Genomic DNA, 16,572 nt, shown 5'->3' with positions numbered 1-16,572 from the left:
AAAGTTTATGTACAATTGACTTAACAAGTGCTAAACCATTGATACAACTGAATTTGAAGCATAAAGTACATTCTTTAAAGAGTGTACTTTATTTTTGTTTTGTACATTATTTTGAAGTGTTATTTTGTATATTTTCTAGTTCATAACATCATCTGATTTAAGGAATTGATTTGTACATTTTTACTCTAATAGGTGCAGAAGAAGTAGTGGTTCAATTGTACATTTTTTGCTTCTCATTTAAGGTCTTATTGATAGTAAGATATAGATTTTTTACTCGTGGTGCTAGTTAATCTCATTAAGCCTCTAGCTAGTGTTTGTTCGACATCAAAAAAAGCACAAAGTTCTGAAAATGGTAACCATTCTGTTTCAACTGTTCTCTGAGTTCATAGCTAAGATAAGCTAAATCAGCTAAAACATAGGGTTGAGAACAATTTTCTAGTAAGTCATCAACTGCCTTGACCGTCGATTAAACCGACTTCTTTCAAGGAGACACCTACAAGGATTCTTGTTTAGAAGCACCGAATCAATCAAGAAGGATCACCCAGAGGTTCCAGCATTTGAAGAATATGACGAGCCACTTGAAGCAATCAAAAAATCCCTATAAAGGGATTTTTTTATACCTATAATACCTTGTGCAAAATAGTCGTATATATCAAAATCAGAGTCACGTTACCTACTATTAGACCGAAAGTCGCAAGTATTGTCTTTGATGTACCCGGCTTATAATCTGCACTAATTAAATATGGCCAAAAACATGCCATTGGAAAAATGGCTATTAGTATACATACATAGATGGGAAAGCTTGTCCAAAGAAAGCGTGTCGTCTCTAACCATTGACCCCATGAAGGTATCACTATTTTGCTTATAGTGAAAAGTATGCATATAAGATGGACAACAAGAAGATAAATGGCATACTTTGTCTTGTTTAGCGTTTTTTTCTTTTTCATTTTATCTAAGTATCCTTGCTAATTTTCCAATCGCTCAGCTGCAATCTTGGAACTAAAATTAAAATTAACTATATCATTATTCGAATCAAGGCCTAAATTCATAAAATAATGATTCCAAAAGAATTCATTGTTACCTGCTCCCCACTGGACGCCATAATGACCCAAATATTCATCTCTTGGCTCGCTTGGAGTCAGCCATATTTTTTTCCCAAATACTTTCGTGAACTCGTTTTCGTCAAGCTTCTTTAGCAAATCTATACCATCTATATTATATGAGATTCCATATTTTTGGGCAACAGCTGTGCACTCAGAATCAAAGCAAACCTGCGTAACTACACAGTCCTTCAGCTCCGTATTCTTTCTCTTATCTCCGTAAACACCTATACATCCGAGAACTACATTCTTCTTTACAAGAAGATAGGTAGATCGCGTAACTGCTGAGTCATATGACTTAAAGCCGTTTGGTACACTAACCTCAGTTCCTTGGTATTTAGTATAGCTTCCCGTTGTCAAAAGCTCGTTATAATTAGGATAATCATGTCTACCATTTGACACATAAATTTCAAACCCCTTGTCTATCAAATCCGAAATCTTAGTCTCTGTAAGATGAATTTCAGTTCCGTCAATTTTAAGTGGAGGTGCGTTATCAGGTAGACCTATAATTATATATACAAACATCAAAAACACGAATACCATAAGCACTGCAACGATACCTATCCAAGATTTCCCGGTTCTCCTTCGTGCATTGAAAAGCGCCATTATAGAAGGCGTGATTATAGCAGCACCAATTGGCGCCGCCCCATGACGGAACATGCCCATGACCTTAAAGGCAATTACAGCGCTAATTAGTATTAAAACTATGTGCACTGCATACTCTCCTGCGCTTAGCTTACTCGTCCTAGTCTGATTATTTGCTGGGGCATCGTACACTGGAACACCATTCTCAAAGGTGTTCTTCATTCTATAACGCACCCAAAACAATATTCCAATAAACACAAATGCCAAGAAAACTAGCATTCCGATAAAAACTAATCTTTCCATCTGTAACCTTTTTTCTGACCTAATTATCGTCCATCAAAATTCATATCTAGTCTACCACATTTTGAAATTGTTTTACAATATTTACATACTTGTGAACGAATCTAAAATGTATACAAGCTTTTCAGAGTATTTATTCTTTACACCTCTTTTCCGCTATGTTAAACTTGTAGTAAGTTTAATACTTGTTTTATTCTAAATGTGCGCATCATTTTAACTCAAAAAACAAATTTAATTTCGTTGTTTCTGTAGTTAACTTTTTTATCGAAGTAACTCAGGAGTCCTATATTCAATATGAAGTTAGGAGACCTTATGGGAAATCCAAAATAGAAAGTAAAAGTCTGATTTAAATTAAGTAAGAGATTAGCTAACTAGTTTAAGTCAAATATAGCACGGCCATGATGCATGAGCCGTGTTTTTGTATGAATGTACAATTGAAAAACTTTTAGTTTTCACTTAAATATAGTACATAATTAAGAATAATTAGCTCTAAAAAAATTTTTTGGTTACTAAACCTATGGTTTTAAAGATTTAGATATTGCATATATAACCTATGACATCTTTCCGAAAAACTATAATTTTCTTGAAAAATATATATGGGTATGCTATACTAATAGTATAGAAAGATTTGGAGAAAAACATGAAACGCGAGATCTTATTAGAACGGATTGATAAACTCAAACAGGTCATGCCTTGGTATGTATTAGAATATTACCAATCAAAACTGGCCGTTCCATATAGTTTTACGACCTTATACGAATACTTAAAGGAATACGATCGATTTTTCACCTGGGTCTTGGAATCTGGTATATCAGATGCTGACACCATGCCTAATATTCCCTTAGACGTTCTGGAGCACATGACCAAGAAAGACATGGAATCCTTCATTCTTTACTTGCGTGAACGTCCTCTGCTCAATGCCAATACGACGAAAAACGGGGTTTCTCAAACAACCATTAACCGTACCCTTTCGGCACTTTCTAGCCTTTATAAGTATTTGACTGAGGAGGTTGAAAATGAACAAGGTGAACCTTATTTCTATCGCAATGTCATGAAGAAGGTTGCTACTAAGAAAAAGAAAGAAACTTTGGCTGCTCGAGCTGAAAATATCAAGCAAAAGCTCTTTTTAGGTGATGAAACAGAGGGATTTTTGAATTATATAGATGAGGAATACCCTAAAACTCTCTCAAATCGAGCCTTATCGTCCTTTAACAAGAATAAAGAGCGAGATTTAGCCATTATTGCACTCCTTCTTGCCTCTGGTGTCCGTCTTTCTGAAGCAGTTAACCTAGATCTTCGAGACCTCAATCTTAAGATGATGGTGATTGACGTCACTCGAAAAGGTGGAAAACGAGACTCAGTCAATGTTGCTGCCTTTGCTAAACCCTATTTAGAGCAATATCTTGCTATTCGAGACAAACGTTATAAGACAGAGAAGACCGATACTGCGCTCTTCTTAACCTTGTATCGAGGTGTTCCAAACCGGATTGATGCTTCTAGTGTTGAAAAGATGGTGGCCAAGTATTCAGAAGACTTTAAAGTCCGCGTAACTCCCCACAAACTGCGCCATACTCTTGCAACCCGTCTCTATGATGCAACCAAATCACAGGTTTTGGTCAGCCACCAGCTAGGACATGCTAGCACACAAGTAACAGACTTGTATACGCACATCGTAAACGACGAACAGAAAAATGCCTTGGATAGTTTGTGAGATACATAATATAAATTATGTATTATATCAAGTGTTAGAAAAAGAGAGAGTGGGACAGAAATCGGTCATTCGTTAGAATTCGATTTAGTCGTCCCACCTCCGCACAGTTGAGTAGGGCTGTAAAAGCTGATGAAATTAGCGTAGTAGAGCTCACTCAACCACTGCGTCTTGCTCGACAATCCAAAGACAAAAGAGAGGCTAGGATTTTTGTCCCAGCCTTTCTTTTGTTCTTTTATAAAAATTCGATCCAATAATTACGGTATGGCTCAATAATAACTGGTTTTCCCCAAAATGATTTTAGATAGGCCAAGTTTGCAGGGGTGACCGGTCTTTTTTCATCATTGAATTTCTCTGCACTCTCTTCCGTTAGAAAGCATTTAACAGCTTCATATGGTGTACCATCGCCCGCCATTCGATCAATTCCTAAATAAGCAATTTCATCACCGGCTTTTGGAATATCTGTAAATAGTTTACCAATAAAATAAACCGTCTTATCTTTCATTAATTCATAAGCCTTGCTATTTTCCAGTCTGTTATTCGCTGCAGCGTACATAATACAAAAACTGTCCACAATATCTTTTAAAGGCATTAATTCTTCTTTGCTGACTATAATTTCGTCTGGAGCAAGTCCACCAATGATTAAATTTTGATAATGAGGTTGCTGAATGATATTATCTAAAGCCATTCCTAATGGTAATTGGACAGCTTGATAGCCTAATGGTTCTAGCTCTTGCTTTTTCTGGTCAAGGTGTTCTTGTGTAATACTGATATTCAAATCATATGGACTTGAAGGTTGTTGTTTGCTAAAAAAAGCCACTACTATACGATCTAACTGTTCAAATAGACCAAGTTTTTCCACTGGAATTTTCATCATCGAATATGATCCCCTTTTTTGTTCAGATTTCCTCTTTATTCTACTCTCATTATTTTTGAATATCAAGTCTAAGATAAAAGATATCCATGTTAAATGGATATCTTTTACTTTATTCAACAACAGCTTCAGCAATTTCTTCTGCAGTAATTCCCGCGAAATAACGACCTAAGTTAATGGTTTGAAGGGCTTTAAGAACATCTTCACGTTCGTATTTAATGTCACGAAGGACATCTTCTACTGCTGCTACGTCTTCGATACCAAAGAAGTCACCGTAAATCTTGATGTCTTGAATTTTTGACTCAATAACATTAGCAAAGATTTCAACCTTACCGCTTGGGAATTTAGTTCCACGACGGACGTTATACTCTGGTGATTTACCATAGTTCCAGTCCCAAGTTCCAAACTTAGTTTCTTTGATGCGATTGATTTCAGCCAATTCTTCATCTGAGAATACATACTCAGTCATCTCAGGGTATTCTTTTTTCATGTATTCCAAAAGTAAGTCACGGAATTCTTCAACAGTGATCTTTTCTGGCAACTCATCGATAATATTAGTTACTCGAGCGCGGACTGATTTAACCCCTTTTGATTCAAACTTATCTTTAGACACTTTAAGTGCGTTAGCTAGGACTGACAAATCCACGTCAAAGAGAAGACAACCATGGTGCATGATACGGCCATTGATATAGGCTTGGGCATTGCCACAGAATTTCTTACCGTCGATTTCTAAGTCGTTACGGCCTGTAAATTCGGCTTTAACACCAAGTTCAGCCAAGGTATTGATAACTGGAGTAGAAAAGCTCTTAAAGTCAAAGGCCTTGTTTTCATCTTCTTTTGAAATGATGGTATAGTTAAGGTTGTTCAAATCATGGTAAACAGCTCCACCACCACTGATTCGACGGACTACTTCAATTCCATTTTCACGAACATAGTCACGGTTAATTTCTTCAATCGTATTTTGGTGACGACCTACAATGATAGATGGTTTGTTGATCCAAAGAAGGAAGATTTGATCTTCATCAAGAAGATGCTTAAAAGCGTACTCCTCTAAAGCGATATTAAAAGCAGTGTCGTTTGAATGATTGATAATGTATTTCATAAGATACCTTCTAATACGATAGAGACTGGAAAATAATTCCAGTCTAGTCTATCTATTTTTATTTTTTCTTAGGTGAATGGATAGCCATTCCAAGAACATCAGCAAATGCTTCGTACATAACTTCAGAGTATGTTGGGTGTCCATGGATTGTCTTAAGCATTTCTTCAACAGTAATTTCCATTTCGATGATACTTGACGCTTCATTGATCAACTCTGCAGCAGCAGGACCAATGATATGAACACCAAGGATTTCACCATATTTCTTGTCTGCAATGACTTTAACAAATCCTTGAGCAGCATCTGATGCAATTGCACGTCCGTTTGCGGCAAAGTTGAATTTACCAATTTGGACATCATATTTCTCACGAGCTTGTTCTTCAGTCAAACCAACTGCTGCTACTTCTGGAAGTGTGTAAATAGCTGCAGGAGTCAAGTTCAATTTAGCAACATGGTGATTTCCTTTAAGGGCATTTTCAGCAGCTACTTCACCCATACGGAAGGCAGCGTGAGCCAACATCTTAGTACCGTTGATATCACCTGGTGCATAGATACCAGGAACAGAAGTTTCCATGTACTCGTTAACCTTGATACGACCACGGTCTAACTCAAACTCAACTTCTCCGATTCCTTCAAGGTCTGGAACACGACCGATTGAAAGAAGTGCTTTATTTGCAATGATATCATCTTTTCCTTCAACCTTGATACGGAGTTTACCATCTTCTTCAATAATTTCTTGAAGTTTAGTACCTGTCAAGATAGTCATACCTTTACGCTCAAGAATCAAACGGAGGTTCTTAGATACTTCTGCGTCCATTGCTGGGACAATGCGATCCATCATTTCGATAACAGTAACTTTTGAACCAAATGTCATGAAGGCTTGACCAAGCTCGATACCGACAACTCCACCACCAATGATCACAAGGCTTTCTGGTACTTCATTCATTTCAAGGATGTCATCACTAGTCATAACAAGAGATGATTCCATACCAGGAACGTTAATCTTGCTTACTTTTGAACCACCAGCAAGGATGATCTTCTTAGTTTCAAGCAATTCAGAACCATTTACCAAGACATTCTTATCTTTAGTAATAGTACCGATACCCTTATGAACATCAACTCCATAACTACGAAGGAGTCCTGCAACACCACCAACAAGAGTATTAACAACTTTAGATTTAGTTTCTAAAAGTTTTTCCATATCAACTGTAAAGTTAGGGTTTTCAATTACGATACCACGATTTGCTGCATGACCGATATTTTCAATGATTTCAGCATTGTGAAGGTAAGTCTTAGTTGGGATACATCCACGGTTCAAACAAGTTCCACCAAGTTCAGATTTCTCAACAAGAGCAACCTTACCACCTAATTGAGCTGCTTTAATGGCAGAAACATAACCAGCAGGTCCTCCACCAATAACAACGATATCATAAGCATCATCGCTCTTACCATCATCGTTTGAAGCACTTGCTGCAGGTGCTGGGCTAGCTTCTGGTGCTGCTGCTCCAGCTGTTGGGATATTTTCCCCTTCTTCACCAAGATAACCGATAACTTCAGTAACAGGAACAGTCTCGCCGTCCCCTTTCAGGATAGCGATCAAGTAACCGTCTTCTTCTGCTTCCAATTCCATGCTGACTTTGTCAGTCATGATTTCCAAAAGGATTTCTCCTTCTTTTACAAATTCTCCGACTTTTTTATTCCATTGGACGATTTGTCCTTCTGTCATATCCACGCCGGCTTTTGGCATAATTACTTCTAAGGCCATATCTTACTTCCTCTATCTATATTTCTAAAACAAATACTTTAAACCAACATTGAGATTGGGTTTTCAATTAAAGCTTTCAAGTCTTTCATAAACTTAGCACCAGCCATACCATCTACGACACGGTGGTCAATTGTCAAACCAAGACTCATAATTGGACGAATCACGATTTCACCATTTACTACAACAGGTTTCTCAATTGTTGAGCTAACCCCAAGGATTGCTGAGTTCGGTTGATTGATGATAGGACCAAATGATTGAACCCCAAACATCCCCAAGTTACTAATTGTGAAGGTTGAATTTTGCAATTCGCTAGGAGCTAGTTTACCATCCAAGGTACGTCCAATAACGTCTTTAAATGCAACTACCAACTCAGACAAGCTCATTTTTTCTGCATTATAGACAACAGGTGTCATCAATCCATTATCCATACCAACCGCCATCGCAAGGTTGACATAGTTGTGAGTGATAATTGTCTTACCATCTTCAGTCAAAGAAGCGTTAATGTATGGATGTTTCATCAGTGTCTTAACAACCGCAAGTGAAAGCAGATCTGTAACAGTGATTTTCTTACCAGTTGCTTCCATAATTGGATCAAGAACTTTCTTACGAAGCGCTAACATTTCAAACATATCGACATCGTAGTTAAGCGTGAAGGTTGGAGCAGTCAAGTAAGACTCAACCATACGTTGAGCAATAACCTTACGCATAGGAGTCATCGGAATACGCTCGATTTCTCCATAAGGTGTCACGTTGTCTGGAATTTCTTCCACTTTTTCAATCTGAGAAGGTGACTTAATCGTATCGTTTTCAATATTTTCCGGAAGGAAAGCTAAAACATCCTTCTTCATAATCTTGCCACGATGACCAGTTCCTTGGATTTCCTGCCATGCAATGTTATGTTCAAGGGCAATTCGTTTTGCAAGTGGTGAAATGCGAACCACATTAGTGTCTTTAAATGTTTCCACGTCTTCTTTGTGGACACGACCGTTTGCGCCTGAGCCAGAAATATCGTAGAGATTAATTCCTAAATCATCCGCTAATTTTCTAGCTGCAGGAGTCGCTCTTAGCTTATCATCAGCCATGACCTCTCCTATTCTATACTAAGATATTAAGGACGAAGAGGGCAATGAAAAAATAGGAGATTGACGATGTGTTCGATGAACACAAGGAAATCTATCTTTTTTTCACAGACCTCCGTCCGAATTCAATTACATGATGCAAAGGGCGTTAAAAGTCAAAGTGAAAATAGAAAACTTGACGAAGAAACTTTAGTTTCTATGAAAGTTTATCTTTTTCACACAGACTTTAGCCCGAGTTCAACTCTACAAGTAACTTGGATACGAAACGTATCTCAAGTTACTACGGTTGCCGCTGTTAAGCGGTCAACCTAGTAGACTTACTAAGTCGTTCGTCGGTTAATATCGACCCGACTCTCTCCTGTCGCAACTTTTCAACTTACTTGGATACAAAAAGTATCTCAAAAAAGTTTTGTTTGCATAATTTATTTTATGTATTATTGTTTGTTGTGAGTTTTACGGATTGCATCTTTGATGCTTTCAACTGTTGGAATCATTGCATTTTCAAGATTTTGTGCGTAAGGCATCGGTACATCCTCACCTGCACAACGGCGAATAGGTGCATCTAAATAATCGAATGCTTCTGATTCTGAGATAATAGCTGAAATTTCACCGATAAAACCACTTGTCTTGTGGGCATCGTTGACAAGAACTACTTTTCCAGTCTTCTTAACTGAATTAATGATGATGTCTTTATCAAGTGGAACCAAAGTACGTGGGTCAACTACCTCTACTGAAATCCCTTCTTCAGCCAATTCTTCAGCTGCTTGCATGACACGACGAAGCATTTTACCGTATGTTACTACAGTTACATCAGTTCCTTCGCGTTTGATTTCTCCGACACCAAGTGGGATAGTATAGTCTGGATCTACTGGAACTTCACCTTTTTGGTTAAATTCTGATTTGTATTCAAGAATGATAACAGGGTTGTTGTCACGGATTGAAGACTTAAGAAGTCCCTTCATATCAGCTGGTGTACCTGGAGCTACAACCTTCAATCCTGGGATATGAGTGAACCAAGATTCCAATGATTGTGAGTGTTGTGCTGCAGAACCTACTCCGTTACCAGCGGCACAGCGGATTGTAATCGGCACTTGACCTTTACCACCAAACATGTAACGAGTTTTAGCTGCTTGGTTGACAATATTATCCATGGCAATAACAGAAAAGTCCATGAAAGTCATGTCAACGATTGGACGAAGTCCTGTCATGGCTGCACCAGCAGCTGCACCTGAGATAGCAGCTTCAGAAATCGGACAGTCACGTACACGTTCTGGCCCAAATTCTTCAAGCATACCTACAGAAGTCCCGAAGTCTCCACCGAAAACTCCGACATCTTCACCCATCAAAAGCACATTTTCATCACGACGCATTTCCTCAGACATTGCAAGGATAATGGTATCGCGGAAAGACATTAATTTAGTTTCCATATTTTCTCTACTTCTCCTTAGTCTGCGTATATATCTTCAAATGCTGATTCTAGTGGAGGGAATGGACTCTCTTCAGCAAATTTAACAGATGCTTCCACTGCTTCCTTAACTTGTGCTTGAATTTCTTCAAGTTCTTCTGCACTAGCAATTTTATTCTCAACAAGGTACTTGCGAAGGTTTTCGATTGGATCTTTCTTCTTCCACTCATCGACTTCTTCACGTGTACGATATTTACCAGGGTCTGATGATGAGTGACCAAGCCAACGATAGGTTACACTTTCAATCAAGACAGGACCTTTACCAGAACGAACATGGTCAACTGCTTTCTTAAATCCTTCGTAGACATCGATAACATTGTTACCGTCTTCAATAAACATTCCAGGAATACCGTAAGCAGCACTACGCTCATGGATATGCTTGACATTTGTCATTTTCTTAATGTCGGCAGAAATTCCATAACCGTTATTGATACAGTAGAAAATAACAGGTAGATTCCAAATCGAAGCCATATTAACAGCCTCATGGAATACACCTTCATTAGTCGCTCCATCACCAAAGAAGCAGACAACAATCTTTCCAGTATGTTTCATTTGTTGTGTAAGGGCTGCACCTACTGCAATCCCCATACCGCCACCTACGATACCGTTAGCACCAAGGTTACCTGCATCAAGGTCGGCGATGTGCATTGATCCACCTTTACCTTTACAAGTTCCAGTATACTTACCAAGGATTTCAGCCATCATACCATTAAGGTCGATTCCTTTAGCAATGGCTTGTCCGTGACCACGGTGGTTTGAGGTGATGAGGTCATCTTCGTTTAGAGCTAACATAGCCCCAACGTTTGCAGCTTCCTCACCAACAGAAAAGTGAGTCATACCTGGCACTTTACCTTTTTTTACTAATTGAGCAATTTTTAAATCCATACGACGAATCTCTTCCATCTTACGGAACATCTCAAGCAAAAGATTTTTATCTAAAGTTGACATAATCTTGCCTTTCTAAGTTTAATTTCTTTCCTATAGTTCTATTCTAACTTATAGGTTAACTAGAGTCAAATATTATGCTTGATATTTTTTCACAATATAAAAAAAGAAAAGTCAATGAAATCAAGACTTTTCTTTACGTAAAATGGCTATTTCACAAACTGATTTCCATGGATATTTTCAACAAATTATTTAAATCTTTTCATAATAACTTGTAAATGCCACTGATAAAGTAATCCGCTGACAACTAAACTTACAATAAGACCTATCCAATAAGAATATGCACCGAGTTTTGTTGAATAATCTAGAATCAGTCCCAAAGGTATAGCAACTCCCCAGTATCCGAGGAGACCAAGGTAGAAAGGTATGACAGTATCTTTGTAACCTCGTAAAATCCCTTGTAATGGTGCCGCAAATGTATCGGCTAACTGGAAAAACAAACTATAAGTCATAAAACTTGCAGTTAATTGAATGAACTCTGGATCATGACCATATAGACTGGCAACATTTTCTCTAAAAACATACAGAAAGGAAAGCGTTAAAATTGCGAATGCCATAGCTGATAGTCGTCCAATTTTAATGTATTTCTTAGCGTCCTCTAGACGTTTGGCTCCAACTTCGTAAGAAACAACAATCGCCATTGCTGTTGAAATACTCATAGGAAATGCGTACATGAGAGATGAAAAATTCATGGCAGACTGATGACTAGCTATTATCAATGATGAAAACTTCGCCATAATCAAGCCAACAGCTGAAAAAATAGCAACTTCTGCAAATACAGTCCCACCTATTGGTAATCCTAATTTGATTGCTTCTTTTATTTTATCGCCGTCTAAGGGTAATCGTTTCTCTAAATGCAGTTCTTTCAATTTTTCCTGTTTAAGAAGGACTAGTATAGATATACCCAACAAGGCCCAATAGGCCATAGAGGTCCCGAGTCCTGCTCCAGCTCCTCCCAACTCAGGAAAACCAAAGGCACCATAAATCAATAAATAGTTAAAACCACTATTGAGAGGAAGCAATAAAAGCATCAAATACATGGACAACCTTGTTAATCCAAGTGCATCCAATAATGAACGAATAACACTAAAAAGTAAGAGGGGAATAATCCCTATTGCTAAAAACCATAGATACCGAACTGCTATATCTGCTACTGCTGCATCTAGCCCCATATTGTTTAGAATTAGTGGTGCAGCAAGAAAAACTAAAGCAAATAGAAAAATGGATAAGCCAAGAGAAAGATAAAGAAACTGATAGAAATCAGAAGCCACTTCATTTTTCTTTCCTCGCCCCAAATGATGTCCAACTATAGGAACCAAGGCAGAAACAATACCTGTTAAAAAAGTAAAGAAAGGATTCCACAAGCTAGTCGCCATTGATATCCCAGCCAAATCTATGGTATTATACTGGCCAGTCATGGTCGTATCGACAAAAGAAGCGGAATAATTGGCAAATTGATAGACTAGAATTGGAAAGAAAATCTTAAGAAATAAGATAAATTTGTCTTTAAAATGATGGGTTGGGTACATATCGTCTCTCTCTAATTAATGATTCGAAAGAGCAGATTTCACCTAGTTCTTATAGACAATCTGTCCATTACAGATTGTGTATTTGACCTGCCCTTTCAAAGATTCACCGATAAATGGTGAATTCGCTGCTTTGGAAGCAAAATGACTATCCACGATTCGGTCCGCTTTATCATCAAAAATTGTAATATCCGCTGGACCGTTTTCTGATAGATAACCTGCTTCAAAGTTATAAAGTTTTGCTGGGTTGTAGGACATTTTTTCTAACAATTGCATTAAACTCAACTCGCCAGCTTCCACCAAATAGGTTAAACCTAGTGACAAAGAAGTTTCCAAGCCTGTCATACCTGATGGCGCTTTGGTAATATCCTCAACATTTTTCTCGTCAGCATGGTGAGGCGCGTGGTCAGTAGCAATGACAGAAATGACTCCAGATTTTAAACCTTCAATGACAGCACGACGGTCTGATTCCAAACGAAGAGGTGGATTCATCTTAGCGTTACTTCCTTTAGTCAAAAGCAGAGCTTCAGTCTTCGAAAAATGCTGTGGAGCAACTTCTGCAGTTACGTTTGCTCCCATATTTTGAGCAAACTCTACAACTTTAACACTTTCTTCCTTAGACAAATGCTGGATATGAACATGAGCCTTGGTCGCATAGGCAATCATGACATCACGTGCTATCATTGCATACTCTGCAACTCCTGTTGCACCGCAGATATGAAAATGCTCTTTAGCGATATTTTCGTTAAAACCAAGCGTACCATTTAAACCAGGATCTTCTTCGTGCAAGCTGATAAAGGTGTTGAGTTTTTTAGCTTTTTCCATGGCTACCTTGACAACTTTACTACTTTCAAGAGGAATTCCGTCATCAGAAAAACCAACTGCCCCTGCTTCTAAAAGGGCTTTAAAATCAGTTAAGTCTTGACCATTAAAGTTTTTGGTAATTGTAGCCACAGACTTAACGTTAATTTTTTCCTTGGCTGCTGATTGAAGAACTCCCTCTAAAGTCTCAACATCGGAGATAGTTGGATTGGTATTAGCCATCATAACGACAGTTGTAAAACCACCTGCAGCTGCTGCTAAAGCACCTGTATGAATGTCTTCTTTATGTGTTTGACCTGGTTCACGGAAATGAACATGGATATCTACCAATCCAGGTGCTACAACTAAGCCTGTTGCATCAATGACTTCTGCACCTTCTTCACTAATTTGTGATGCAATTTTTATAATTTTCCCTTCATCAACCAAAACATCACAAACTTGATCCAAACCAGACTTTGGATCCATTACACGGCCATTCTTGATTAGTAACATATCTATACTCCTTTACTCATAGAAATCCACTTGTGTATCCAATAATTTATCACCATCATAGACAAACTTGGCTGAAAAGAAGGGTTTATCCTCTAAGAGCCACTCGACAAAGGTATAATCTCCTTCCCAGGTCGGCTTGCTGAGAACTTCATCATAAGGAACCCATTCTAGCGTCCCCTCATTACAGTCAATTAACTCACCCTCAAACTCAGTCACCTTAAATACATAGGTGTACCAGTCCAAGTCCGGTGTGAACTCTGGAAAGGTGATCACTCCTTTTAATACTGGTTTTGCTTTTAGACCAGTTTCTTCTAAAATCTCACGAGCAGCACATTCTTGTGGAGTTTCCCCGCGTTCTAACTTTCCACCTACACCGATCCATTTTCCTTCATGGACATCATTTGGTTTTTTATTGCGATGGAGCATGAGTAATTCTTTTCCGTTATCAATGTAGCAAATTGTCGCTAACTGAGGCATATTATCTCCTTATCTAAGCCAATCGATTGGCTCTTGTCCTGTTTCTTTTAAGAATGCATTGGCCTTAGAAAAAGGCTTGGAACCCCAAAATCCTCTGTAAACAGAAAGAGGACTTGGATGGGCTGATTCGATAATCAAGTGGTGAGGGTTGGTAACCAAGGACTTCTTCTTACGTGCATATGCTCCCCAGAGTACAAAGACCACTGACCTATCTAGATTATTGACAACCCGAATCACGGCATCAGTAAAAGGCTCCCATATCTGCCCAGCATGACCATTTGCCTGGCCAGCAGGGACAGTCAAGCAAGCATTTAGAAGTAAGACTCCTTGCTCAGCCCAAGCCGTCAAATCATGGGATTTCTTAACTCCAATATCATCAGCAAGTTCTTTGAGAATGTTTTGCAAGGAAGGTGGCGCTGGAATAGCATCGGGTACAGAAAAACTCAAGCCCTGAGCTTGACCAGGCCCATGATAGGGATCCTGCCCAAGAATCACCACTTTAAGCTCTTCCAGCGGAGTCGTCAAAAGAGCCTGAAAAACCTTCTCCTTAGGTGGATATACAGTTCCTTGAGCGTAAACCTGTTCCATAAAGTGATTGATTTTCCCAAAATAACCTTCCGGTAATTGCTCCTTAATCAAGGCGTGCCAAGATGAGTGTTGCATAGCTTTCTCTCCTTTATCGTATCCATCTAAAGGCACGTCTTAATTCATCCGTACCATTTTTAAAAAAGCATAAACCATGTGCAAGAATGATCTTATCCGGTTTCCAGTTTAACATACGGGCAAAGGAAACCTTTGCTTCCCTTTGCCTTCCTATAAAAGTCATCCGATAGTCAATAGGAGTTTGACCATCAGGAGCTGTTACACGAGCTAAACGATAGAATCTTCTGCGGATTGGACTAGCTATCTTTTCAGGTTCAAAATTCTCTATAAGGTCTGTTAAAATAAGTGTTTTAGTTGATTTATGAAAAAACACCACCTCTTTGATGACAGAACTTCCCTTAAAAACAAGCTGTTCAATCTCATCAGACCATAGGTCAGGAGCCATATCTGTTAAAGGAGCATCAAATTCTACCTTGACATTCTGACTTTTCGCTCTCTCTTCAACTCCTGGACTAGACCACGCTTGCGCATGAGGATATCTTTTTCTCCAATCGGAAATATAGGCGTAGTGAATCTTATTGGGTGAAATTAGGTAAGCGACTTTGCCCAAAGCGTCCAGTTCAGTAAAGAGCTCCTCATTTGGCGCAATAGGAGAATGAATCCAGAGTTTTCCATCGTTTAACTTTATCACTGTCATACGTGTCTGAAAAGGAAGTTTGAAGATCTTCATGTCCATTTGAATCAAATCACCATCTACTATCCAGATATTTTGATCAACTTCCTTTAGTGTATACAATGGTTCATAAAGAGAAAGTTCTGCCCTTAACATCGTTATCTATTCCTTCTTTCTTACTGCCTCTATTATAGCAAAAAGTGGCTATGGAAACCACTTTTTACAGTTTATCTAAGAGTTCTAGCAGAGCCTGATAAGAGTCGACTTCATAAGTTGGCTGGGCTAGGCTTTTATTTACCAGATGATGAGGATTATACCAGATGGTATCGATGCCAGCATTATTTCCACCCTGAATATCGGCTGACAAAGAATCGCCAATCATAAGGGCATGATTTTTATCAAAGTTAGGGATTCGGGCCCCTATTTTTTCATAGAATTCAGCATCTGGTTTTTGGGTATGGAGTTGCTCTGAAATGAAGATTTCCTTGAAAAAAGGTGCAATTCCAGATTGTTCCAAACGGCCTGTCTGAATAAAGGTAATTCCATTTGTCGCAGCATAGAGTTCATATTCCTGATGTATCAAATATTTTAATAAATCTTCCACACCTGGGAAAGTCTGTCCCTGTTTTGATAGGAAAAACTGGTAGCGCTCTGCTAAGTAGGAACCATCTTTTTCAATGCCAAAATGAGCAAACAATTTTGAAAAACGTGTGTTAATTAACTCAGCCTTTGTAATTTTTTTCTGTTCCAAATCCCTCCAAAGTGATTTGTTCATAGGTACATAATAATCTTTGTAATCTTGGATATCCTCAACACCTTCTTCTTTTAGAAGTTGCGTTAGAGCGACATCCTCAGCAGTATCAAAATCAAGCAAGGTATGATCGAGGTCAAAGAGTAAAAATTTATAAGTCATTAATTTATTGTCCTGTATTCAATAGTCTTTATATACTTCAAAGTATAGCACAAACAAATAGAATAATAAATCCTAACACGATTGATTTTCCAATAACTAATTTTAAAAATATAATAAATAATAAAATTTAATATAAAATTTCCAGT

At 38.2% G+C, this 16,572-nt stretch carries 14 protein-coding genes; 1 reads left to right on the top strand and 13 read right to left on the bottom strand.

Features of this window, described 5'->3' with window-relative positions; all coding sequences use genetic code 11:
- Window positions 1-965: 965 nt before the first annotated feature.
- Window positions 966-1,988, bottom strand: coding sequence for a hypothetical protein (locus I1J71_RS08040; RefSeq protein WP_195184373.1), 1,023 nt, complete (start codon window positions 1,986-1,988; stop codon window positions 966-968).
- A gap of 637 nt (window positions 1,989-2,625) precedes the next feature.
- On the opposite strand from I1J71_RS08040, the gene xerS reads away from it, so the two are divergent.
- Complete coding sequence (xerS, locus tag I1J71_RS08035) at window positions 2,626-3,696, top strand: tyrosine recombinase XerS (RefSeq protein ID WP_195184372.1); 1,071 nt, start codon at window positions 2,626-2,628, stop codon at window positions 3,694-3,696.
- A gap of 232 nt (window positions 3,697-3,928) precedes the next feature.
- On the opposite strand, the gene I1J71_RS08030 is transcribed toward xerS, so the two are convergent.
- The 12 genes from I1J71_RS08030 to I1J71_RS07975 all read right to left on the bottom strand — a co-directional run bounded on the left by I1J71_RS08030 (window position 3,929) and on the right by I1J71_RS07975 (window position 16,426).
- Window positions 3,929-4,570: a hypothetical protein gene (locus tag I1J71_RS08030; protein WP_195184371.1), complete on the bottom strand. Its 642-nt coding sequence runs from the start codon at window positions 4,568-4,570 to the stop codon at window positions 3,929-3,931.
- A gap of 109 nt (window positions 4,571-4,679) precedes the next feature.
- Entirely contained in the window at window positions 4,680-5,669 is a 990-nt protein-coding gene (locus I1J71_RS08025) for a lipoate--protein ligase (protein WP_036757424.1), read from the bottom strand.
- Window positions 5,670-5,727: 58 nt separating this feature from the next.
- A complete protein-coding gene (gene lpdA, locus I1J71_RS08020) occupies window positions 5,728-7,431 on the bottom strand; it encodes a dihydrolipoyl dehydrogenase (protein WP_006151487.1) in 1,704 nt (567 codons plus the stop codon).
- A gap of 38 nt (window positions 7,432-7,469) precedes the next feature.
- Window positions 7,470-8,513, bottom strand: a complete 1,044-nt coding sequence (locus I1J71_RS08015; RefSeq protein WP_195184370.1) for a dihydrolipoamide acetyltransferase — start codon at window positions 8,511-8,513, stop codon at window positions 7,470-7,472.
- 431 nt (window positions 8,514-8,944) lie between these two features.
- Window positions 8,945-9,937 carry an alpha-ketoacid dehydrogenase subunit beta gene (locus I1J71_RS08010; protein ID WP_006152177.1) on the bottom strand — a complete coding sequence of 331 codons (993 nt, stop codon included), beginning with the start codon at window positions 9,935-9,937 and terminating at the stop codon, window positions 8,945-8,947.
- A 17-nt stretch (window positions 9,938-9,954) separates the two neighbouring features.
- Window positions 9,955-10,923: a thiamine pyrophosphate-dependent dehydrogenase E1 component subunit alpha gene (locus tag I1J71_RS08005; RefSeq protein WP_195184369.1), complete on the bottom strand. Its 969-nt coding sequence runs from the start codon at window positions 10,921-10,923 to the stop codon at window positions 9,955-9,957.
- Window positions 10,924-11,108: 185 nt separating this feature from the next.
- Window positions 11,109-12,449, bottom strand: a complete 1,341-nt coding sequence (locus I1J71_RS08000) for an MATE family efflux transporter (RefSeq protein ID WP_195184368.1) — start codon at window positions 12,447-12,449, stop codon at window positions 11,109-11,111.
- A 42-nt stretch (window positions 12,450-12,491) separates the two neighbouring features.
- Window positions 12,492-13,760, bottom strand: a complete 1,269-nt coding sequence (locus I1J71_RS07995) for a dihydroorotase (RefSeq protein ID WP_195184367.1) — start codon at window positions 13,758-13,760, stop codon at window positions 12,492-12,494.
- A 12-nt stretch (window positions 13,761-13,772) separates the two neighbouring features.
- Window positions 13,773-14,237, bottom strand: a complete 465-nt coding sequence (locus I1J71_RS07990) for an NUDIX hydrolase (protein WP_195184366.1) — start codon at window positions 14,235-14,237, stop codon at window positions 13,773-13,775.
- A gap of 9 nt (window positions 14,238-14,246) precedes the next feature.
- Window positions 14,247-14,900, bottom strand: a complete 654-nt coding sequence (locus tag I1J71_RS07985; RefSeq protein ID WP_195184365.1) for a uracil-DNA glycosylase — start codon at window positions 14,898-14,900, stop codon at window positions 14,247-14,249.
- A gap of 13 nt (window positions 14,901-14,913) precedes the next feature.
- Window positions 14,914-15,669, bottom strand: a complete 756-nt coding sequence (locus I1J71_RS07980) for a DUF4336 domain-containing protein (RefSeq protein ID WP_195184364.1) — start codon at window positions 15,667-15,669, stop codon at window positions 14,914-14,916.
- A 64-nt stretch (window positions 15,670-15,733) separates the two neighbouring features.
- Window positions 15,734-16,426 carry a YjjG family noncanonical pyrimidine nucleotidase gene (locus tag I1J71_RS07975; RefSeq protein ID WP_195184363.1) on the bottom strand — a complete coding sequence of 231 codons (693 nt, stop codon included), beginning with the start codon at window positions 16,424-16,426 and terminating at the stop codon, window positions 15,734-15,736.
- Window positions 16,427-16,572 lie beyond the last annotated feature (146 nt).

It is taken from the genome of Streptococcus infantis (assembly GCF_015546995.1).
Taxonomy (GTDB): Bacteria; Bacillota; Bacilli; order Lactobacillales; family Streptococcaceae; genus Streptococcus; species Streptococcus infantis_J.
Note: the sequence above shows the minus strand (reverse complement) of the source record. Positions and strands in the feature narration are given on the sequence as shown.

Coding starts and splice junctions, on each gene's coding strand:
- I1J71_RS08040 (WP_195184373.1), bottom strand. CDS start 1,988: ATGGAAAGATTAGTTTTTATCGGAATGCTAGTTTTCTTGGCATTTGTG.
- xerS (WP_195184372.1), top strand. CDS start 2,626: ATGAAACGCGAGATCTTATTAGAACGGATTGATAAACTCAAACAGGTC.
- I1J71_RS08030 (WP_195184371.1), bottom strand. CDS start 4,570: ATGATGAAAATTCCAGTGGAAAAACTTGGTCTATTTGAACAGTTAGAT.
- I1J71_RS08025 (WP_036757424.1), bottom strand. CDS start 5,669: ATGAAATACATTATCAATCATTCAAACGACACTGCTTTTAATATCGCT.
- lpdA (WP_006151487.1), bottom strand. CDS start 7,431: ATGGCCTTAGAAGTAATTATGCCAAAAGCCGGCGTGGATATGACAGAA.
- I1J71_RS08015 (WP_195184370.1), bottom strand. CDS start 8,513: ATGGCTGATGATAAGCTAAGAGCGACTCCTGCAGCTAGAAAATTAGCG.
- I1J71_RS08010 (WP_006152177.1), bottom strand. CDS start 9,937: ATGGAAACTAAATTAATGTCTTTCCGCGATACCATTATCCTTGCAATG.
- I1J71_RS08005 (WP_195184369.1), bottom strand. CDS start 10,923: ATGTCAACTTTAGATAAAAATCTTTTGCTTGAGATGTTCCGTAAGATG.
- I1J71_RS08000 (WP_195184368.1), bottom strand. CDS start 12,449: ATGTACCCAACCCATCATTTTAAAGACAAATTTATCTTATTTCTTAAG.
- I1J71_RS07995 (WP_195184367.1), bottom strand. CDS start 13,760: ATGTTACTAATCAAGAATGGCCGTGTAATGGATCCAAAGTCTGGTTTG.
- I1J71_RS07990 (WP_195184366.1), bottom strand. CDS start 14,237: ATGCCTCAGTTAGCGACAATTTGCTACATTGATAACGGAAAAGAATTA.
- I1J71_RS07985 (WP_195184365.1), bottom strand. CDS start 14,900: ATGCAACACTCATCTTGGCACGCCTTGATTAAGGAGCAATTACCGGAA.
- I1J71_RS07980 (WP_195184364.1), bottom strand. CDS start 15,669: ATGTTAAGGGCAGAACTTTCTCTTTATGAACCATTGTATACACTAAAG.
- I1J71_RS07975 (WP_195184363.1), bottom strand. CDS start 16,426: ATGACTTATAAATTTTTACTCTTTGACCTCGATCATACCTTGCTTGAT.